The organism is Furfurilactobacillus rossiae, from assembly GCF_013394005.1.
Lineage (GTDB): Bacteria > Bacillota > Bacilli > Lactobacillales > Lactobacillaceae > Furfurilactobacillus > Furfurilactobacillus rossiae.
Genome location: NZ_CP040586.1, coordinates 2,113,562 through 2,134,619, shown reverse-complemented (window position 1 = coordinate 2,134,619; position 21,058 = coordinate 2,113,562). Strand labels below are relative to the sequence as shown.

The 21,058-nt window shown below is 44.9% G+C and carries 23 protein-coding genes and 1 other RNA gene; 21 read left to right on the top strand and 3 right to left on the bottom strand.

Going from position 1 to position 21,058, the window contains the following annotated elements:
- Positions 1-249 precede the first annotated feature (249 nt).
- Positions 250-2,415 (bottom strand): class 1b ribonucleoside-diphosphate reductase subunit alpha, encoded by a 2,166-nt coding sequence (nrdE, locus tag LROSL1_RS10350; RefSeq protein WP_178914509.1) that lies wholly within the window; start codon positions 2,413-2,415, stop codon positions 250-252.
- Positions 2,416-2,513: 98 nt separating this feature from the next.
- Positions 2,514-2,741: a glutaredoxin-like protein NrdH gene (gene nrdH, locus LROSL1_RS10345; RefSeq protein WP_017262119.1), complete on the bottom strand. Its 228-nt coding sequence runs from the start codon at positions 2,739-2,741 to the stop codon at positions 2,514-2,516.
- A 233-nt stretch (positions 2,742-2,974) separates the two neighbouring features.
- Between nrdH and LROSL1_RS10340 the strand changes: the two genes are divergently transcribed.
- The 19 genes from LROSL1_RS10340 to tsaD all read left to right on the top strand — a co-directional run bounded on the left by LROSL1_RS10340 (position 2,975) and on the right by tsaD (position 17,380).
- Complete coding sequence (locus LROSL1_RS10340; protein WP_026017165.1) at positions 2,975-3,592, top strand: class I SAM-dependent methyltransferase; 618 nt, start codon at positions 2,975-2,977, stop codon at positions 3,590-3,592.
- A complete protein-coding gene (locus LROSL1_RS10335) occupies positions 3,585-4,103 on the top strand; it encodes a nucleoside deaminase (protein ID WP_178914508.1) in 519 nt (172 codons plus the stop codon). Before LROSL1_RS10340 ends, LROSL1_RS10335 begins: the two co-directional genes overlap by 8 nt.
- Positions 4,104-4,155: 52 nt before the next feature.
- Positions 4,156-4,252, top strand: an RNA gene (gene ffs / locus LROSL1_RS10330) — signal recognition particle sRNA small type.
- Between the two features lie 187 nt (positions 4,253-4,439).
- A complete protein-coding gene (gene dnaX, locus LROSL1_RS10325) occupies positions 4,440-6,353 on the top strand; it encodes a DNA polymerase III subunit gamma/tau (protein WP_178914507.1) in 1,914 nt (637 codons plus the stop codon).
- Positions 6,354-6,406: 53 nt separating this feature from the next.
- The gene (locus LROSL1_RS10320; RefSeq protein WP_017262123.1) at positions 6,407-6,712 is read left to right on the top strand and encodes a YbaB/EbfC family nucleoid-associated protein; all 306 of its coding nucleotides are present in this window, start codon (positions 6,407-6,409) and stop codon (positions 6,710-6,712) included.
- Between the two features lie 18 nt (positions 6,713-6,730).
- Complete coding sequence (gene recR, locus LROSL1_RS10315; protein ID WP_017262124.1) at positions 6,731-7,330, top strand: recombination mediator RecR; 600 nt, start codon at positions 6,731-6,733, stop codon at positions 7,328-7,330.
- A 69-nt stretch (positions 7,331-7,399) separates the two neighbouring features.
- Positions 7,400-7,645 carry a YaaL family protein gene (locus LROSL1_RS10310; RefSeq protein WP_161001746.1) on the top strand — a complete coding sequence of 82 codons (246 nt, stop codon included), beginning with the start codon at positions 7,400-7,402 and terminating at the stop codon, positions 7,643-7,645.
- A gap of 146 nt (positions 7,646-7,791) precedes the next feature.
- Positions 7,792-8,700 carry a glucosaminidase domain-containing protein gene (locus LROSL1_RS10305; protein ID WP_178914506.1) on the top strand — a complete coding sequence of 303 codons (909 nt, stop codon included), beginning with the start codon at positions 7,792-7,794 and terminating at the stop codon, positions 8,698-8,700.
- 67 nt (positions 8,701-8,767) lie between these two features.
- Complete coding sequence (tmk, locus tag LROSL1_RS10300) at positions 8,768-9,409, top strand: dTMP kinase (RefSeq protein WP_017262127.1); 642 nt, start codon at positions 8,768-8,770, stop codon at positions 9,407-9,409.
- A gap of 57 nt (positions 9,410-9,466) precedes the next feature.
- Positions 9,467-9,796 (top strand): cyclic-di-AMP receptor, encoded by a 330-nt coding sequence (locus LROSL1_RS10295; RefSeq protein ID WP_017262128.1) that lies wholly within the window; start codon positions 9,467-9,469, stop codon positions 9,794-9,796.
- Positions 9,797-9,824: 28 nt separating this feature from the next.
- Positions 9,825-10,838, top strand: a complete 1,014-nt coding sequence (gene holB / locus LROSL1_RS10290) for a DNA polymerase III subunit delta' (protein ID WP_161001743.1) — start codon at positions 9,825-9,827, stop codon at positions 10,836-10,838.
- A 51-nt stretch (positions 10,839-10,889) separates the two neighbouring features.
- The gene (locus LROSL1_RS10285; RefSeq protein WP_017262130.1) at positions 10,890-11,240 is read left to right on the top strand and encodes a DNA replication initiation control protein YabA; all 351 of its coding nucleotides are present in this window, start codon (positions 10,890-10,892) and stop codon (positions 11,238-11,240) included.
- Between the two features lie 14 nt (positions 11,241-11,254).
- Positions 11,255-12,142, top strand: a complete 888-nt coding sequence (gene rsmI, locus LROSL1_RS10280) for a 16S rRNA (cytidine(1402)-2'-O)-methyltransferase (protein WP_178914505.1) — start codon at positions 11,255-11,257, stop codon at positions 12,140-12,142.
- A complete protein-coding gene (locus LROSL1_RS10275; protein ID WP_178914504.1) occupies positions 12,143-12,919 on the top strand; it encodes an acyl-[acyl-carrier-protein] thioesterase in 777 nt (258 codons plus the stop codon).
- Positions 12,920-13,002: 83 nt separating this feature from the next.
- On the top strand, positions 13,003-13,995 hold the full coding sequence (gene galE, locus LROSL1_RS10270) for a UDP-glucose 4-epimerase GalE (protein ID WP_017262133.1): 993 nt from the start codon (positions 13,003-13,005) through the stop codon (positions 13,993-13,995).
- Positions 13,996-14,276: 281 nt separating this feature from the next.
- On the top strand, positions 14,277-14,999 hold the full coding sequence (gene tsaB, locus LROSL1_RS10265) for a tRNA (adenosine(37)-N6)-threonylcarbamoyltransferase complex dimerization subunit type 1 TsaB (RefSeq protein WP_178914503.1): 723 nt from the start codon (positions 14,277-14,279) through the stop codon (positions 14,997-14,999).
- The gene (rimI, locus tag LROSL1_RS10260; protein WP_017262135.1) at positions 14,983-15,591 is read left to right on the top strand and encodes a ribosomal protein S18-alanine N-acetyltransferase; all 609 of its coding nucleotides are present in this window, start codon (positions 14,983-14,985) and stop codon (positions 15,589-15,591) included. The genes tsaB and rimI (LROSL1_RS10260) overlap by 17 nt, the downstream gene beginning before the upstream one ends.
- Positions 15,584-16,045, top strand: a complete 462-nt coding sequence (gene rimI / locus LROSL1_RS10255) for a ribosomal protein S18-alanine N-acetyltransferase (protein ID WP_017262136.1) — start codon at positions 15,584-15,586, stop codon at positions 16,043-16,045. The genes rimI (LROSL1_RS10260) and rimI (LROSL1_RS10255) overlap by 8 nt, the downstream gene beginning before the upstream one ends.
- A 294-nt stretch (positions 16,046-16,339) precedes the next feature.
- Entirely contained in the window at positions 16,340-17,380 is a 1,041-nt protein-coding gene (tsaD, locus tag LROSL1_RS10250; RefSeq protein ID WP_225440521.1) for a tRNA (adenosine(37)-N6)-threonylcarbamoyltransferase complex transferase subunit TsaD, read from the top strand.
- 92 nt (positions 17,381-17,472) lie between these two features.
- Here the strand turns inward: tsaD and LROSL1_RS10245 are convergent, their stop codons facing one another.
- Positions 17,473-19,431, bottom strand: coding sequence for an ABC-F family ATP-binding cassette domain-containing protein (locus tag LROSL1_RS10245; protein ID WP_178914502.1), 1,959 nt, complete (start codon positions 19,429-19,431; stop codon positions 17,473-17,475).
- 368 nt (positions 19,432-19,799) lie between these two features.
- Here LROSL1_RS10245 and LROSL1_RS10240 point away from each other — a divergent pair, with 368 nt between their 5' ends.
- Both LROSL1_RS10240 and groES read left to right on the top strand, forming a co-directional pair.
- Positions 19,800-20,462, top strand: a complete 663-nt coding sequence (locus LROSL1_RS10240) for a redox-sensing transcriptional repressor Rex (protein ID WP_017262140.1) — start codon at positions 19,800-19,802, stop codon at positions 20,460-20,462.
- 247 nt (positions 20,463-20,709) lie between these two features.
- A complete protein-coding gene (gene groES / locus LROSL1_RS10235) occupies positions 20,710-20,994 on the top strand; it encodes a co-chaperone GroES (RefSeq protein WP_017262141.1) in 285 nt (94 codons plus the stop codon).
- The last annotated feature ends 64 nt before the right edge of the window (positions 20,995-21,058 follow it).

Here is a 21,058-nt window from a genome sequence, read left to right as displayed (position 1 = left end):
TGGTGTTTCTGAATGCTATCAGTTAATTATGATTATCGTAGAACGAGAAAGGGTGTTTGTCATTAGCGAATTTTGGAAAAATATATTCTCAAGAATCTATCGCATACCTTTTATATAGCGATAACGCGCTCCCAGACCTGAATCCTGTGCACAACCTGAGACTAGTACCGTACAAGCAAAGACCGCTTGTACAATACTAATCTCTTGTTGTTGCTCGGATTCAACCTCGGTCTGGTCACGCTCACCTTACTAGATACTGCAACTTTCACATTCGTTTGCGCCGACTTCACCGTTGTTATCGGTGAAGGTACGAACGTAGTAGACAGACTTACAACCCTTTTTCCAAGCATAGTTACGCAGAATGTTAAGATCACGGGTGGTCATCTTGTCAGTGCGACCATTTTTCCATTCATAGAGGCCTTCAGGCATCGTTGAGCGCATAAACAGAGTTAAGGCCATTCCTTGATCGATGTGTTCTTGCGCGGTGGCATAAATGTCGATTACTTTACGCATGTCTGTGTCATAAGCTGACTGATAGTATGGCAGGGTGTCATTGGATAAATATGGAGCCGGATAGTAGATTTTACCGATCTTTTTCTCTTGACGTTCTTCGATCCGGTTAACGATTGGATTCAAACTAGCAGTTGTGTCATTAATGTAGGAAATGGAACCATTTGGCGCGATGGCCATCCGGTTTTGGTGATACAAGCCATCTTTCATAACGTCCGCTTTTAATGCCGCCCAGTCATCCTTAGTGGGGATAAAGATTCCCTTAAACTGGTCAGCTACTTTGTCTCGACTGGGACCCCAATCCTTCGTCACGTACTTGTCGAAGTAGGTACCATTGGCGTAATCGGATTTGTCGAATCCAGCAAACGTTTCATGGCGTTCACGAGCAATTTCGTTTGATGCTTTAAGTGACCAGTAATTCAGCAACATGAAGTAAACCTTCGTGAAGTCAAGGGAGTCTTCGTCACCATAGTGCATGTGGTTCTTTGCAAAGTAGGCGTGCAAGCCCATGGCACCTAAACCGATTGCATGGCTTTGTTGGTTACCGTACTGAACACTAGGCACAACATCGATATTACTGTGGTCCGTGACGTAAGTGAGGGCGCGAACCATTGCCTCAACGGAGTGGCCGAAGTCAGGGGAGGCCATTAAGTTAACAATGTTTGTTGAGCCAAGGTTACAACTGACGTCCTTACCAAGAACGTCGTATTCTTGCTTGTTATTGATTTTAGAAGGAGTCATGACTTGTAAAATTTCTGAGCAAAGGTTACTCATGATGATTTTACCAGCAATTGGATTATGCAAGTTAGCCGTGTCAATGTTAACGACGTAAGGGTAACCGGATTCCTGCTGAAGTTTGCTGATTTCAGTTTCTAGTGTTCGTGCGCGAATTTTCTTTTTGGCGATGTTCGGGTTGGCGACTAAATTGTCATACTCTTTAGTGATGTCAACATATGAAAATGGTTTGCCGTATTCTTTTTCAACACTTTGTGGCGAAAATAGGTACATGTCTTCGTCAGCAGCTACTAATTGGTAAAACTTATCTGGTACGGTAACACCAAGCGAGAGTGTTTTAACCCGTACCTTTTCGTCGGCAGCTTCTTTTTTGGCACCGAGGAAGCCGATGATATCTGGATGGAAAACGGATAGGTAAACCACACCGGCGCCTTGACGTTGACCTAATTGATTAGAGTAGGAGAAAGAGTCCTCAAGCAATTTCATAACAGGAACAACACCAGATGCGGCATTGGCGATACCTTTGATTGGTGCGCCTGCTTCACGCAAGTTTGACAGGTTAATGCCGACCCCACCACCAATACGTGACAGTTGCAGAGCAGAGTTTATACCGCGACCAATGGCGTTCATGTCATCTGTCATTTGGAGGACAAAGCAAGATACCAATTCACCACGACGAGCTCGGCCAGCGTTTAAGAAACTAGGTGTGGCTGGTTGGTAACGTTGGTGGACGATTTCGTCGGCTAGATCCATAGCTAGTTGTTCGTCGCCGTCTGCGAAGAACAATGCATTCATTGCAACGCGGTCGATAAAACTTTCTAAATATTGCTGATTATCGTTTGTTCGGAGTGTGTACTGGGCATAAAATTTGTAGGCTGCCATGAATGTCTTGAAGTGAAAATCTTGTGCGTTCAAATAGTCGTATAGTTTTTCCACAAAAGAAAAATCATACTTTTCAAAAAAGTCACGTTCGATGTAATTGTTATCAAGCAGGTAATCAAAACGTTCGCGAAGTGAGCCAAATTTCACAGTGTTGGGTTCAACATTTTCTGTTAGGAAAGCGGCGAGGGCTTCCTTATCTTTATTTAACGGAATTTGCCCGTTAACAGGAATGTTAATCTCATTGTTCAAGTCGTAATACGTGACGTCCTTTAAATCTTTTAATGCCATTTTTCTGTCACTCCCTGATTGATTTTTGATAAAAGAAAAGACGCACGCCAACGCTCCGCGTACGCCCGAGCCGTGTTCATTGATCGAATGATGGAAAATTAAGCCAGCTTTGCCAGAACATCTGGACGGAAACCAGACACTGCATCGACACCATCTGCATCAACGACCGGCATTGCTTGAAAACCGCGACCCTTTAAGTAGTCGATCAGTTCTGGATGCTGATTAATATTACGTTCCTCAAAATCAACGTTATGTGCGCTCAAAAAACGCTTTGTCATCTTGCACTGAATGCAATTATCCTTTGTAAATACAACAACTTTAGCCATAATGGCCACTTCCTCTCTCTGCACATTTGAACTTAAAAACTGGTTTTGCTGATGACCTAAGTATAGTGGCTGGAGATTGAAATGCAACAAAAAAATACCATATTTTGTGGCATTTATACAATGCATCCACAAGATATGGTGTCCTCAAAGGGTTTATAAAATTTCGAATTTTTTTCGTTACTTTTATCCGCGATTCCACTATGATGAAAACAGAAACGAGGTTAACTTAAATGATGAACAACCATTATTATACGCCAAATCCGGACGTTGTACACGACGAAGCGACGTGGAATTTTCGTCTATTAGGTCATGAAATAATGTTTACTACGGACAACGGTGTCTTCTCAAAACGCACTGTTGACTACGGTTCACGGGTTTTACTGGATGCGGTAAACTTAAACGACATTCCGTCAGGTTCAATTTTAGATATGGGTTGCGGGTACGGTCCTATTGGTCTTGCAATTGCTTTGGACAACCCTGATCGTGCCGTCGAGTTAGTCGACGTAAATGAGCGGGCACTAGCCTTAGCCAGGAGGAATGCAGAACAAAATCAAATTCATAACGCAACCATCTATACGTCCAATCAATACGAGAAGGTGACTAATAAATATGCAGCCATCGTTACCAACCCACCTGTTCGTGCAGGCAAGGCCGTTGTTGATGGCATGATTTCAGGCGCTCAAACGCATCTGCTGCCCAAGGGACGTTTAACCGTTGTTTTACAAAAAAAACAAGGCGCACCCTCTGCAAAAAAACTAATGCAGACAATTTTTGGTAATTGTGAAATCATCAAAAAAGATAAGGGCTACTATATCTTGGAATCAATTGCGAGTGATCAGGCTAATGGCTGAGATGAACGAAAATATAACGCCGACCATTGCTGAAGCAGGGATGAGCGAGGCTTTGAAGCAAGCACGGATCGCCGGCAGTGTTGGTGAAGTGCCGATCGGTGCAGTCGTCATGCACCAGGGGAAAATTGTGGGTCGTGGCTATAATCTGCGTGAGCATGCACAAGATGCAACGTTGCATGCGGAGATCATGGCGATCAGTGAAGCTAATCATACACTTAACACCTGGCGACTAGAAGATTGTCAGTTGTTTGTCACCATCGAGCCATGTCCCATGTGTAGTGGTGCCATTATCAACGCTCGGATTCCTGAAGTCTATTTTGGTGCCCGAGACCCTAAGGCTGGTACAGTGCGTTCTTTATACCAATTGCTGGAAGACCCACGTTTTAATCATCGAGTTATTGTTCATGAGGGACTCATGGCAGATCAAGCCAGCGCACTTATGCAGAATTTCTTTCGGGCAATCCGTCGAGGACGTGGTGCAAAAAAACCGGGTTCACAACGAACAAAATGACAAGCAAAACACTAGCTTTTATGACGTAAATAGCGTAGTATTATTAATTGCCGAAAGGCCATGAGGCAAGGTCGTCCTCACGAATTGTGTCAGGATCGGAAGGTAGCAGCACTAAGTCCGCGACGGTTTGTGCTTCATGTTTTATTGAAATTAACGGCGTTTGACCAATGGCTTTAACAACTGGTTGAGCGCTTTTTATTTATTTTTAAATACAAGTTGAGATTTGGAAGTACTGGTGTTATCTTTCGGGTCTAAAACCTTTATACTGATTTAGAGGAATGCTAACGAAGTGCGGATCCTTCGCACGATAAGGAACATCCATATGAGGAGTTTAACATGAGCTATCAAGCCCTTTATCGGGTATGGCGGCCGCAACGGTTTGATGAAATTGTTGGTCAGACCGTCATTACGCAAACATTAAAAAATGCTATTGTGACCCAGCAGACGAGTCATGCTTACCTTTTTTGTGGACCACGTGGGACCGGTAAGACATCAGCGGCGAAGATTTTTGCCAAGGCTATTAATTGTCCAAATCAGAAGGATGGCGAGCCGTGCAATAATTGTGATATTTGCAAGGCAATCACGGCCGGTCAGCTAAACGATGTCATTGAAATTGATGCTGCTTCTAACAACGGTGTTGAAGAAATTCGTGACATTCGTGATAAAGCCAAGTACGCGCCGACACAGGCCACTTATAAAATTTACATTATTGATGAAGTGCATATGTTATCAACCGGTGCCTTTAATGCTTTATTGAAGACTTTGGAAGAACCGCCGGCCAATGTGATCTTTATTTTGGCCACCACGGAACCGCATAAAATTCCGGCGACCATTATTTCACGGACACAGCGTTTTGATTTCAAACGAATTACGGCTCAAGAAAGTTTTGACCGAATGGTTTACATCTTGAAGCAAAAGCAAGTTGATTTTGAGGAACCAGCTTTAAAGGTCATTGCTAATGCGGCAGAAGGCGGAATGCGTGATGCCTTGAGTATTCTGGATCAAACGATTTCTTTCGGTGATAATGAAGTAACATTGGACAATGCTTTGTTAGTCACGGGAAGTGTGACCGAAAGTTTATTGGCTGACTATGTCAAACAGGTCGTTGCTCATGAAACGACGGCTGGGTTAGCGGCCCTCCAAAAGGTCCTAGACGATGGTAAAGATGCCGGTCGTTTTGTGGAGGACGTAATCAGTTATGTTCGTGACCTGCTTCTTTATAAAGAAGCGCCTGATATGGTAACGGGTAGCGATACCACCGGTGATGTTTTTCAACAATTGAGTAAGAACACAGATCCTGACGTTTTTTACCAAATGATCAATGCTTTAAATGAGGTAGCTGCACAGCTGCGATTTACAACGCATCCCGATGTCTATTTGGAAGTGTTGACGGTTAAGCTAGCACAGATATATCCGAATGTGGGCACAACTAAGGCCCCTACATCAGGGAGCGCTTCTAATGCGTCTGAAGTTGCTGAACTGGAGACGCAAATTCAACAGTTGAAGCAAACGGTCAGCCGCTTAAGCGCAGCGACGACCCAACCGCAACAGCCAGCACCTACTGTAGAAGCTTCGTCTCATAGTGTTCAAGGTACTCAAACGACCTCGACAACTAGCGCGACGCCAGCGCCAACGAATCAGCCAGCATCAACCACAGGCACGCGGACAGGAAAGCCGGCACGGGCCAAAACGACGACTGCGACTGCTAGCCATGCAAGTGCCAACGTTAACTTGGCAAAAATTTATCCAGTGTTGCGAGCCGCTACAAAGCATGATTTAGATGCGATGCGTGACGTATGGGACGACTTATTGGACACGCTGCCTGTGACGCAAAAAGCGATGATGCATGTTTCAAAGCCTGTCGCTGCTAGTAATGAAGGTGTAATTGTTTCATTTAGCTACGCCTTCTTCTTTGATAAGGCAGCCACTGATGATGGTTTGCGAACAGCATTGGAGAACAATCTTAACCGATTGACTGGCGATACAACCGATGTTTGGTTTGTTCCAGAGGATCAGTGGCCACAGATTCGTAAGGACTTTTTGACGGATCATAAAGAAGAATTAACGGGGGGGACGACCCCGACCGGGACTACTGCTACTCGGCAGCAACAGCCGGTTTCAGATGAGCCGGCGTCAGCCCCGCTTGACTCGCCATCGGAGGACGCTGGTATCAGTGAGCCGGAGAATGAGTTGGTAACAAAAGCGCAACAGCTGTTTGGCGCTGATAACGTGACTATCAAAAACGATTAAACGGTCAGTTGATGACCAAATATGAATAACTTAATTTTGGAGGAATGAAGATTATGATGGGTGGCAATATGCAAAATATTATGCGTCAGGCACAAAAGATGCAAAAGCAGATGAAGGCAGACCAAGAGAAACTGGAAGCACAAACTTTCACTGGTTCTGCGCCAGATGATATGGTGAAGGCCACATTTACAGGAGACCACAAGATGACTGATTTGGTCGTTAATCCTGATGCGATTGATCCAGATGATCCCGACATGCTGGCTGACATGGTTTTGGCGGCGGTTAATGATGCAATGACACAAATTGACACTGCAACGGACAGTACCATGGGCAAATACAGCCGTGGTCTGGGGATGTAAGTACAAACGAGGTAGACAATGGATTATCCAGAACCAATTGCGCAATTAATTGAAAGTTACATGAAGTTACCGGGTATTGGTGCAAAAACTGCCACACGGCTAGCCTTTTATACAATTGATATGGATGGTGATGACGTGACTGGTTTTGCTAAGTCCTTGATTTCGGCCAAACGTGACTTACACTTCTGTTCAATTTGTGGCAATATCACTGAAGAAGATCCGTGCGCGATTTGTTCTGATAAATCGCGTGATCAAAGCACGATTCTAGTGGTTGAAGAGCCTAAAGATATTATGTCGATGGAATCAATGCGTGAATATCATGGTTTATACCATGTTTTGCACGGCGTCTTGTCACCAATCGAAGGTAAAGGTCCTGAAGATATTAACATCACCAGCTTGGTCAAACGGCTTCAGGAGCACGATGAAGTGAAAGAAGTCATTGTGGCAACAAATGCCACGCCTGAAGGGGAAGCTACTGCTATGTACCTATCACGGTTGATTAAGCCAGCGGGCATCAAGGTGACTCGGTTAGCTCATGGTCTATCAGTAGGATCTGACATTGATTACGCTGATGAGGTAACCTTACTTAAAGCTGTTGAGGGCCGGACTGAAATGTAGACGATAGACGCTGGTACTACTCTTATGTGAATGGAAATTGTATCAGCGTGAGCGATGTGGGAGGTCAAAATGTTATTTAGTCGTCGTCCACGCTTGCGTGGGCAATATAATGAAGCGCTGTTGGATGATATTGATCGAGCAAAACGTAGTTGGGACCGAGCTGTAGAGACGCAAACAGCAGTCGTAGATGAAGGCAACGGCCGTGAACTTTCGGCACAAACTGCATTGGCGCGACAAAAATATATGTTGTTATTCCGTGAGGCACGAGAACGGAAAGTTCGGGGCCGATTGCAGGCCTCAGTGATTGATAATTAATTACGATTAGCATCTAGACACAATAATTGAAAAACGTTTGCTGGAGAATTGTACATTGAACCCCAGCAAACGTTTTTTGATGGCGTTAATTTCTCCAGTCTTTTGCGTATGTAACAGGTAGATCACAAAAGACGGAGGAGTTTCGAATGAAACGTTTAGCAATAGCAATATCGGTAATTGGCCTCGTGCTGGGGTTATGCGACACTGGAAAGGCAATGAGTAAAACAGATTTTTTGATGCAAGTGGAGTCAGGTGCACAACAGAACTGGGATCATTATGGAATTTTGCCCTCGGTGACTGGTGCCCAAGCTATTTTGGAAAGTGGCTGGGGGACGTCTCAGTTAGCCACCAATGCTCATAATTTGTTTGGCATTAAAGGAACTAATGCTGACGGGGCAACGGTTCGCATGCCAACACGCGAAGTTGTCAACGGATATTCATTGTCTGTCTGGGCAGATTTCCGAGCTTATCCGTCGTTTGTTGAAAGCATTGCGGATCACGGTCAATTTTTGAGCGTGAATAGTCGGTATCACAATGTTTTAGGTGAGCGAGATGCATGGCAAGCCGCTCAGAAATTGCAAAGCGATGGTTACGCTACTGATCCCGCTTATGCGGATGAACTAATGCAAATCATTCGGGCTAATAATTTAACCCGATGGGATCAGGGGAAATCAGGCATTGATCAACATCCAACAGTAGCGGACCCTAACTCAAATGAAACGGCGAACAGCATTAGTCAACCTTGTCAACAAAACGCTCTGCGGCGGTATGTGATTCAACCGGGTGACAGCTGGTGGCGAATTAGCATGGCCAGTGGTATTTCGATGGGCCAAATCAGTCAGGCCAGCCAAACACCGATTCGTTGGTGGATCTATCCAGGTCAATGGCTATGGTTACCACAAATGGCGCATTATACCGTGCAGCCAGGAGACACACTACATCGGATTGAGAAGGCCTTGAAGTTGCCGATAGACTCATTGGCAAAGGTTAACCACCACGTGCCTCAAAGTCATTTAACAGTCGGAACCAAATTGGAATTGCCGGCTACCGTGTAATTACGTTAGACAGCGACCCCTATTCTAAAGTACAATGAACGTATTGACGATAAGGGAGTTTGGAATAGTGAAAACAGGCGCATTTATAACTTTTGAGGGGCCCGATGGGGCAGGAAAAACCAGTGTTCTGAATGCGCTGATCGATGATTATTCATTGCAACTAGGGGAGAAATTGCTGACAACACGTGAGCCGGGTGGTAATAAGATTTCAGAAGCAATTCGTGCGATTATCATGGATAAGGCCAACACGGAGATGGATGCGCGGACAGAAGCTTTACTGTTCGCAGCGGCACGACGCCAGCATTTGGTCCAAACGGTGTTGCCAGCCTTAGATGCAGGCAAAGTTGTCTTCTCTGATCGATATGTTGATAGCTCAATTGCGTACCAAGGCGCTGGCCGTGAAATTGGTGAGGCTGCTGTAGCAGAAATGAATCTTTTTGCTACGAAGGGACTTACACCAGACCTAACAATCTACTTTGATGTGCCATCGGAGGTAGGATTAACACGAATTCATGAATATCGGTCAGATGAAATCAATCGTTTGGATAATGAAGAACTGTCATTTCACCGTCGTGTACGGCACGCTTACCTTAAATTGTTGCAAGACGAACCACAACGCATTACACTAATTGACGCGAACCAACCGCTGGAAAAAGTGATTACCGACACGAAAAAGGTGATTGCTCAACGGTTCCCGAATTTATTTTAATGGTACGGAGCCCCGTTATCGCGGTCGCGAGCTTTTTTCACAGGAGGAATTACGCATATGAAAATGATTATTGCTATTGTTCAAGATAAGGATAGTAATCGGCTGAGTAATCAGTTTATCGAACAAAATATTAGAGCCACAAAATTGTCAACGACGGGTGGCTTCTTACGTTCGGGAAATACCACGTTCTTGATTGGGATCGAAGATGACCGCGTTCAGGAAGTTATGGATCTCATTAAGGAGACATCACATACTCGGGATCAATTCATGACACCGCCAGTTAATATGGATGTTTCAATGGATCAGACTGCTTCATATCCAGTTGAAGTCACAGTTGGTGGAGCAACTTGTTTTGTACTGCCAGTTGAGGCATTTCAACAGTTTTAGTCGTTAACCGCACTGCTAACGAGGAAATATGCCAACAAATAATGATGTTTTAACAATTGCTGAACAGCGCCAACCTGTGCTGGTTCAGCATTTTAAAAATGTAATTAAAAAAAATGAACTGGCCCATGCGTACTTATTTGCCGGACCAAACGGCAGTGGCAAGGAGGAGCTCGCAATGTGGATTGCGATGCGCCTTTTTTGTATTAACCTGCAAGATGGTCAGCCTTGTGGCAAATGTGAGGAATGTCAGCGAATCAGTCAACGTGAGCACCCAGATGTATTGATTGTTGAACCAGAAGGTAACTCGATTAAAGTTGATCAAGTTCGTTTGCTGAAATCTGAGTTTTCCAAAAGTGGGATGGAAGGTAATAAAAAAGTTTTCATCATTGCCGGAGCTGAAACAATGACTGCCAGCGCAGCCAACAGCTTGCTAAAGTTCCTTGAAGAACCTAGTGGGAACATTACTGCCTTGTTGCTGACGACCAATCCCAATTTGCTTTTACCGACTGTCATTTCACGGACTCAGGAGATGGAGATGCAACCATTAGCGGTCAATGAACTTCAGTCTCAGCTCGAATCAGCCGGCGTCGGAAAGCACCTATTAGCATTGACCAGCCGGCTGACTAATAGTCCTGATCAAGCGGCTGAGTGGTTAGTCGATGACTGGCTGGGTCAAACCGCAGCTGCTGTGTGGCAGTGGGAGAGTCAGCTGCTGAAGCCTGACATGAGTGCGTTTGTCACGGTGGGAACGACACTTGTACCTTTGGCAAAGGATCGTCCACATCAGCGAATTGTCTTGGACATTATTTTGGCTGGATTTCGAGACATGCTATTAGAAAATATTGATCAGGAAAAATTTGTCATGAGTTTTCCGAGCCATCGCAAGGATTTACAGGAATTAACGACGCGTTATTCTAAAAAGCAACTCGTCGACGTTACAGATTTAGGGTTACAATCAAAGCAGTTGCTCGAACGCAACGTTAGTTTTCAAAATGTGGCCGAATCATTGACGTTGAAGGCATTTAACGTTCTTTCTAAATGATGATTGCCAGTTTTGAAACGATGCAATGATGACACTGATGGAGGTGTAATCGTGGATAAACGACAAACAATGCTCGACGATTTTGAGCACTTGCAAGATCAGACGACAGGAATTTTGGATCAGTTGGCCGCATTAAAAAAGCAGGTTACGGCATTGTCAGAAGAGAATGCTGAATTAACTGTCGAAAACCAGCATTTACGTGAACTGCTCGGTACCGATACGGATACGACAGAAGCACAGCAACGATTGTCTAAATCACTACAGAATTTAGAACGATTGTACGAGACCGGTTTTCACGTTTGCCGTGAGTTTTATGGTCAACGTAGAGAAGAAAATGACTCCTGTGCATTTTGTTTAGACGTCATTTACGGAGAACGGGATCGAACGATTAAAGCAAGTTAGGAGTGGACACAGTCATGGTAGCAACAAGTCAGCGCAGCTTTGCGCCACATGAATCCGGTACGCTGTTTTTAGTACCAACACCGATTGGTAATTTGCAGGACATGACGTACCGGGCGGTTGCAACGCTAAAACAGGTCGACTTGATTGCGGCTGAGGACACGCGCAACACGCAGAAATTATTAAACAACTTTGATATTGAGACAAAACAAATTAGTTTTCATGAGCACAATACGCAAGAGCGAATTCCGGAATTACTGGATAAACTTCGCGCTGGTGTAAATATAGCCCAGGTGAGCGACGCGGGGATGCCATCAATCAGCGACCCAGGCACGGAATTAGTTGCTGCTGCTGTGGCTGCCCAATTGCCAGTAGTGCCACTACCAGGAGCCAATGCTGGCCTAACAGCACTAATTGCGAGCGGTTTAGTACCACAACCGTTTTATTTTTACGGCTTTTTAGACCGCAAGACAAAAGAACAAAAGACTGAGCTGGCTGAGCTGGCTAAACATCCGGAAACCGTGATTGTATACGAGGCACCGCACCGATTAGTGAAGACGGTAACTGCGATCGCAAACGCGGTCGGTCCGGACCGACAATTGGTGCTTTGCCGCGAATTAACTAAAAAGTTTGAAGAGTTTATTCGTGGGACTGCTAGCGAAGTTTTAGATTGGTTAGCCACAAACCCGCCGCGCGGTGAGTTTGTCATTCTAATTGGTGGCAACACTAATCCGCCCGTTGAAGAGCAGGATCCACTGTTGAGTCAGCCGGTTGAAGAGCACGTTAAGACGTTGATTGCTAGAGGTGAGAAGCCTAATGATGCAATTAAAGCTGTCGCCAAAGCCCGTCAGTTACGCAAGCAAGAGGTTTATGCAACTTACCATCACTTGAACGAGGACAATTAAATGACGCAACAGAACCGGTATGATGAAGAACATAAAATTCAGTATTACGAAACAGATTTAACGGGTAAGGTAACGTTAGGCATGTTAATCAACATGCTAGTGTTAACTTCATATGACCAAGCTGATAGCTTTGGCGTTGGCACGGATTATATGCTTTCAAAGGGCTACGGTTGGGTCATTGCCCAGTACGAAATAGATATTAAGCGGTTGCCTCGCGATCACGAAAAGGTACGTTTGGTAACTGAAGCGACCTCTAATAATCGTTATTTTGCCTATCGCCAATTCTTTTTAGAAGATGATCAGGGCAACGAGCTGGTTCATGTAGATACAATCTGTGTGGTGATGGATCTGGCAGCTCGTAAAATGGTGGCCATCCCAGATGATGCTGTGGCCCCTTACCATTCTGAGGTGGTCAAACGGATTCCTCGCTTATCACGACCGGCTAGTTTTGAAGAGTCAGATGTCGCGGCAACCAAGACGTATCGAGTGCGTTATTTTGACTTAGATTCAAATCATCATGTAAACAACTCACATTATTTTGATTGGATGATGGATGCCTTAGATGAAGAATTTTTGATTCATCACGAATTGTGCCATCTGGCGATTCGCTTTGAAAATGAAGTTCGTTATGGACACGTGGTGAAGAGTGAAGTGACTGCGCCGGTTAATAATGAAGATGGTACGGCGACTACCCATCACCATATTATGGGCAATGATGAGCGATATGCTGAAGCAACGCTGACATGGCGGCCATTATCCGCAACAACGGTGGATTAATGCATCTGTGCTGACCAGTGCTGTTGTGGTTAATCAGGTTATGCTATGATAGTACCGATGTTAACGATTTGGAGGAAAATAAAATGTCAATTTTAGTTGCCGGTGGTGCCGGTTACGTCGGTTCACACATGGTGGATCGTTTAATTGAAAAAGGTTACGACGTGGTTGTTGTAGATAATTTATCTACTGGTCATCGCGCTGCTATTAATGAAAAGGCGCGCTTTTATCAAGGCGATACCCGTGACCGTGAGTTTCTGACCAACGTTTTCGAAAAAGAAAACATTGATGGTGTTATCCACATGGACGCATTTTCCATTGTGCCAGAGTCCATGAAAGACCCATTAAAGTACTTTGACAACAATGTTTATGGCATGATTACGTTGTTGGAAGTGATGCATGAGCAGGGTTGCAAACGGATGATCTTCTCATCGACTGCTGCTACATATGGTGTTCCTGAACGGATTCCGATTCATGAAGATGATCAGAAAAAGCCAATTAACCCTTATGGTGAAAGTAAGCTGATCATGGAACACATGATTCATTGGTGTGACGTTGCTTACGGCATTAAATGGGTTGCACTTCGTTACTTTAATGCGGCTGGTGCTAAGGCTGATGGTTCCATCGGTGAAGATCACCACCCAGAAACACATTTAATTCCAATTATTTTGCAAACGGCACTTGGTGAACGTGATCATATTGATATGTACGGTGACGATTATGATACGCCAGATGGTACTAATGTACGTGACTATGTTCATATTCTGGACTTAGCTGATGCTCATATTTTGGCATTGAAATACCTGGATGAAGGCAATGAGAGTCGTGCGTTTAACTTGGGCTCATCTACTGGTTTTTCTGTTAAACAAATGGTTGAAGCAGCCCGCGAAGTGACTGGAAAAGAAATTCCAGCTAAAATCGCACCACGGCGCCCTGGAGATCCTGATTCACTAGTTGCTGAATCGGAAGATGCTCGTAATATCCTTGGATGGAAGCCGCAATATGATGATGTTCATGACATTATTAAGACTGCCTGGGCTTGGACACAGAGTCATCCAAACGGTTATGAAGATCGTTAGTCTGCTTTGATTTATTGTTAAATTGATTTACGTTAAAAAACTTCGTTTGTGCAACGAAGTTTTTTTCGTGGTCAACTAAAAAAATAGTAATGTGACTAAGCACGTAGAAACACATAGGCTGTGCGTCATTTGTCCCTAGTTTTAGGCATATTAAGAGAAGCACAGGTAACAAGCTGTTGTTTGTGGAAAGATTGTGACATATCGGGAAGTTCACGCGCCCATGTTAGATGTGTTAATATTATTGCTGTCTATAGAACACTGAACGGAAAGTCAGGATTTACATGAAGGTTCTCGCGCTAGATACATCAAACCAGCCAATGAGTGTTGCACTATTGGTTGATCAAAAAGTTATTGCTAAAAAAACAACCGCTACGCAATTGGATCACAGTGTCCAACTGATGCCGACCATTACTGAATTGATGGCCGACCAGCAGTGGCAACCGGAGGACTTAGACCGCGTAGTTGTTGCCCAGGGTCCTGGTTCTTATACTGGGTTACGGATTGCTGTGACAACAGCGAAGACACTGGCGGCTACACTGCACATTCAGTTGGTTGGGGTGTCAAGTTTAGCTGTGTTGGCAGGCAGTGTTCAAACGGAAGGAACGTTTGTCAGTCCTATTTTTGATGCACGCAACACGCAACTGTATGCTGGTTTGTATCAAATTAAAGATGGCCAACCCGTCCCTGTTATCGCAGACCAACACACTAACATCCCGGATTGGACCGCGCAATTGAATGCAGCTGGTCATCCCGTAACGTTAATTGGTGAGTTGACGCGTTATCACGATGCTTTAGCAGATGCACTTGATGTTCCAGCTACGTTTACTGAAGGCAACGCTAATTTACCTGATGCTGGTGTGCTCGGGCAATTAGGTGCACCACTTAAAGCTATTGATGATATTGACTCTTTCGTGCCCCAATATTTACGTCTGTCGCCTGCTGAAGCTCAGTGGGCAGCAGCTCATCCAGGAGAAGACCACAAAAATTATGTTGAAGAAGTATAAGCAGGCATTTCAAAAATGGTACCGGCGTCACTTTGCCAGTGAGGTTCGGCAACAGCAGGCTGAAGATCTGGACATCAAGAATCATCGGTTGATGATTCGCGATACTCAGTACTTTTTGGGTCGGGCACAATTTCCAGATGTTCCGGAAATTGTAGGCGTTGAACGAGCAGTTTATGATGGCAAGACACCTTGGGATGCACAAGCGTTTGCAAACGAGCTTAAACGAAAACAGGATCGGCTATACTTGGTAATTCGTAAGAATGATCAGTTGATTGCATTTGCTGGGTGTTCGTTTGATATCCAGCGGAAGGATGCGCATATCACAAATATTGCCGTATTACCAGATTGGCAGGGTGATGGGCTTGGCGAATTCTTAATGCGTGCCTTGATTCGAAAGGCGCGACATATGGGGATGCGCCAGGTTACCTTGGAGGTTCGGATCAGTAATAAGCGGGCGCAAAATTTGTATCATAAGCTTGGTTTCCGTCAAACGGGAATTAAACGAGGCTATTATTTCGGCGATCATGAAGATGCCGTTGATATGATGGTTCCTTTAATCAAGGCCACAACAAGTGAGACCAATAATGGATAAACAAGTTATCTGTGAACCGTTTCATCCGTCAAGTCCGCAACGTGGAGCTGCTTTGATTGAAGCATTAGGTGAGGAAGCGTATCCAACTGGTGCGCCGTGGTCTGAACCAGTGATTGAAGAGAATATGCAGGCACCGACCAGTGTATACTGGTTAATTCGAGTAGCGGGCCAGCCTGTGGGCTTTCTTAGCGGAACCAAGGTCATCGATCAATTGGAACTAACTAATTTGGGTATCGTAGGATCATGGCAAGGTCATGGTCTTGGTAAGCAATTATTGACGACTTGGTTGAAACGATATGAAGCGGGAACAGTGGTGACCTTAGAAGTTCGGGTTCATAACGAGGCTGCGTTGGGTTTGTATGAGAGCCTCGACTTTCATAAACTGATGCGCCGTCCTGACTATTACGACCGTCCCGTCGAAGATGCCTGGATTATGCAAAAAAAGATAGAGTGATGCCGAAGCTCGGGAAGGTCCGAGCAACAACGTAAAGGTGGCAGCATGCAAGCGTGCTTTGCTTGTGGGATGACAGCTTTGGGTTGTGCACAGGGCCTTGAGCGACAGGTGCACGTTTTAAAAGAGTGATGCCTAACTTCGGTTGAATCCGAGCAATAAGAAACAACACGGGGTATTCGGTGGTTTTCCGAATGCTTTGGGTTGTAGCTTATGCACAGGATTCAGAAGTCAGGTGCACGTTTAAGAAGAGTGATGCCGAAGCTCGGGAAGGTCCGAGCCAAAAAGGAGAAAACAGTGACAGAAGCACGGGAATTGATTTTAGCCTTTGAAACAAGTTGTGATGAAACGAGTGTTGCTGTTGTAGAAAATGGCGAGCACATTTTAAGTAACTTTGTCGCAACACAGATTAAGAGTCACCAACGATTTGGTGGTGTCGTGCCGGAAGTGGCCAGTCGCCATCATATCGAGGAAATTACCATTGGCATTCGCAAGGCTTTGACAGAAGCAGATGTAACGCCTGAAGAATTAACGGCTGTTGCCGTTACCTACGGACCAGGTTTAGTCGGATCGTTACTAATTGGTGTGACTGCTGCTAAGACGTTTGCCTTCGCACATCATTTACCGTTAGTGCCCGTTAACCATATGGCGGGTCACATTTACGCGGCCCGTTACGTTGAACCCTTGACGTTTCCATCGCTCGGGTTATTAGTGTCTGGCGGTCATACGCAGATCGTGTTGATGAAGGCAGCGGGGGAATTCGAAATTATTGGCGACACTCGTGATGATGCTGCTGGTGAAGCCTTTGATAAGGTGGGCCGCGTGCTGGGAATTCCCTATCCTGCGGGTAAGGAAATTGATCGGCTAGCCCACGAAGGCCACGATACGTTTAATTTTCCACGGGCGATGATCCACGAAGCTAACTACGATTTTAGCTTTAGTGGCCTTAAGAGTGCGTTTATTAATACGGTTCATAATGCAGACCAGCGTGGCGAACAGTTGGATCGTGCAGACTTAGCTGCAAGCTTTCAGGCTAGCGTGGTGGACGTTTTGGTCACTAAGGTATTATCTGCTCTAGAACGATACCAAGTTAAACAGCTTGTGTTGGCTGGCGGTGTTGCGGCAAATCATGGTCTTCGAGACGCTTTGAAGGCCAAGATGGCACGCTTTGCACCACAAACGAAGCTTGTCGCTGCACCACTGGCATTATGTGGTGATAACGCGGCAATGATTGGGGCGGCTGCGCATATTGCTTATGCTAAAGGCGATCGTGCTGATATGAGTCTCAATGCAGATCCGAGCTTGGAGTTTCCTTGGCTAACTGGCGTTGAAGCATAAAGTGCAAATATAGGTACAACTGAAAACGGGATCACATCAATGCGGCTAATGGCCGGTTAGATGTGATCCCGTTTTCAATTGCATATTTAAAGTCACTGTAGGTGGTGATCATTATTATAGGCTTCCAACGCCTCACCAGCTGCTGCCCACTTTTCTGACAGGCTGTCGCTTTGAGCATCTAGATTGTCCAACTGATGTTGCAGGTCCGTTAACTTGCCGATGTCACTGGCATTTTCAGGCGCCTGCATCGCCCCAGTAATTGTATGACTTTGTTGGTCAAGGTCGTCAATTTGTGCTTCCAACTCATCGACAGCGCGTTGCAACTTTCTTTGCTCGCGTTGTTCAGCTTTATTAGCGGCATAATTTGATACACTGGCAGTTGCTGAGCCATTAGATTCAGTCTCATGATGCTCGACATCAACAGACGCTGACCGCTTAGCGAGTTCGGCCTGATAATCATCGTAATCGCCTTCAAACCACTGTGTACCTGAGGCAGACAATTCAACGATTTCTGTGGCGACTTGGTTGATGAAATAACGGTCATGAGAAACGAATAAAACGGTTCCCATGAAATTGTTAAGCGCTTCTTCCAGTACTTCTCGTGAATCGATATCTAAATGGTTAGTCGGTTCATCAAGAATTAAAAAGTTGTCATGATCAAGCGACAATTTAGTTAGTGACAAACGGGCACGTTCGCCGCCGCTTAAATTATGAACGGGCTTAGCAACGTCATCACCAGTAAAGAGAAAACTGCCGAGTAGGGTGCGCACATCCCGTTCAGGCATAGTCGGATGCTCGTCCCATACTTCGTTTAAAACAGTTTTCTCATCATGAAGCACAGCCTGTTCCTGATCATAGTAGCCAATCGTAACACTGCCACCAATCTTAACCGTGCCCGCCAACAAGGGGAGCTGATGAAGAATTGATTTTAGGAGGGTTGATTTTCCAACCCCGTTTGGTCCGATAATGCCCACAACATGCTGTTTGACAACGTGAAAGTTTACGTTAGTTGCCAGTGGATGATCGGATTCATAGCCAATGCTGACGTTGTCGACATTGAGGACTTCCTTGCCACTTTCGCTATCAGGTGTGAAACGAATCCGGATGGATTGATCATCATCTTTAGGCGCTTCCAAACGGTCCATCTTCTCCAATTGCTTGCGCCGTGACTGAGCCCGTTTAGTGGTGGAGGCGCGAACAATGTTGCGATTGACGAAATCCTCAAGCGCATTGATTTGTGTTTGTTGTTTTTCAAACGCCCGTTGTTCGGTTTTGATTCGTTCGGCCTTTTGCGTTAAGTAGGCGGAGTAATTGCCGTGGTAGTGGGTCAGGGTGTGCTGATTCATGTCAAACACATCCTGCACCACGTGATCGAGAAAGTAACGATCATGTGAAACAATCAAGACAGCACCAGGATAACCTTTCAAGTAGTCTTCCAACCATGATAATGTTTCAATATCCAGGTGGTTAGTAGGTTCATCCAAAATGAGTAAATCGGGCTGTTGTAGCAAGTACTTTGCGAGTGCAAGTTGTGTTTTTTGACCACCCGAAAAGCTCATGACATTGCGTTGAAAAGTGGATTCATCAAAGTGAAAAGCGTGTAAAACGCCGCGAATTGAGGCTTGGTAGCCGTAACCGTTGTTTGCCTCAAAATCGTGTTGCGTTTGGTCGTAAGCATTTAGCAAACGTTTGTAAGCGTCACTTTGATGATCAGCAGTGGGATCGGCAATTTGCTGTTCCAATTCGCGCAGTTGTCGTTCTTGTTGCTGCTGGGTGGCAAAAACCGTCAGCATTTCATCCCACACAGTGTTGTCTGAATCGAGTCCGGCATCTTGTGGCAAATATCCGATGGTCATGCCTTTGGCAACCGATATCGTACCTTCGTCGGGATCATTAATACCAGCGATAATCTTAAGCAAGGTGGACTTGCCGGCGCCATTTCGACCAACCAGCCCCACGCGGCCGTGGTCTTCAATTGTCATGGAAACATGTTCAAACAATGTGTCCGCACCAAAACGGCGGGCGACCTGTTGAACCTGAAGAACTAACATATGCGTACTCCTTCATTTGAATTAGTTAAACACTATTTTAGCATGTTCGGTGCGGCGACACTATGTTGAGCTGGCAGTGAGCAGAAAACACACATTTGAAATGGTCAGAAGTGCCACAGATTGTGAAGAATGATATTTTCGTCGTTGTGATTAAGCTAACAAGACCGCCTGTTTTACCTTTTTTGAAACAGGTATAAAAGCTTCTGTAGTTGCTAGTTTTACCCCGGCATTTTACGAAATGCCCTTGCCAGTTTGTGAAATGCCCGAAGACTGGTATGAAATATGCTTCACAATAACCGTCCTTATGCTATAATTTACGTATAGTTTATTTTCACAAACAAATGTAGGATTAAAAGGAGTGAACCGCTGTGGCTGAACAACGAATTCCACGCGCGACAGCAAAAAGGCTGCCGATTTATTACCGTTACTTAAATATTTTACTGGATGCGGATAAAACGCGCGTTTCGTCCACTGAGCTGTCTGAGGCTGTTAAAGTCGATTCAGCGACGATTCGCCGTGATTTCTCTTACTTTGGCGCATTGGGCAAACGTGGTTATGGGTACGATGTGCCTAAACTGATCGAATTCTTTAAAAAGATTCTCAATCAGGATCAATTGACTAATGTCGCATTGGTCGGGGTTGGTAATCTTGGGCATGCGTTGCTCAACTTTAATTTTCATCAAAACAGTAATGTTCGAATCAGTGCTGCGTTTGATGTTAATGACAATATCGTCAACACGGTTCAAAGTGGTGTCCCGATTTATCCGTTGTCAGAAATGGGTAAACAATTGCGTGATCAACAGATCGCCATTGCAATTATTACGGTGCCAGAAAACACGGCGCAAGAGGTCACTGATGAACTGGCAAAGGCCGATGTACGTGGAATCTTGAACTTTACGCCACGACGGTTGTCTGTTCCTGATACCATTCGGGTTCAAAATGTTGATTTGACCAATGAGCTTCAAACCTTAATTTATTTTATTGATAATTATGGTGAGTTGTTAGGCGGGAACGAAAAGTCTCAGGATTAATTAGAAAACTGAATTATTGCTTCTTGAATAGGCGTTTGGGTGTTAGTCAGACAAAAATGGTTTGACTGATTCTCCAAACGCCTTTTGTGATGCGGTTTCTAAGACAGCTGACAAACTTTTTGACTAAGTTTGACCAAAACACTTGCATTCATAAACGGGCATGGTTATTATAGAGCATGTTGTTAGCACTTAACGTGTAAGAGTGCTAAAAGCATTCAATTTCAACGAAATTATTGGAGGGATTAACGTGTTAAAACCATTAGGAGATCGCGTTATTTTACAGGCTGCTGAAGAAGAAGAACAAACTGTTGGCGGCATTGTGCTTGCCAGCAACGCTCAAGAAAAGCCAACCACTGGGAAGGTTATCTCAGTTGGTGAAGGCCGCGTCTTAGACAATGGTACAAAGGTTGCACCATCTGTTAAGGAAGGCGACACCGTTATGTTTGATAAGTACGCCGGCACAGCAGTATCGTACGAGGGCAATGATTACCTCGTTCTCCATGAAAAAGACATTGTCGCAGTTGTGGACTAGTTAAAGTTTACAGTACGTTTGAACAATAAAAGAAAATCACAATAAATTACAGTTGAGGTGGAAA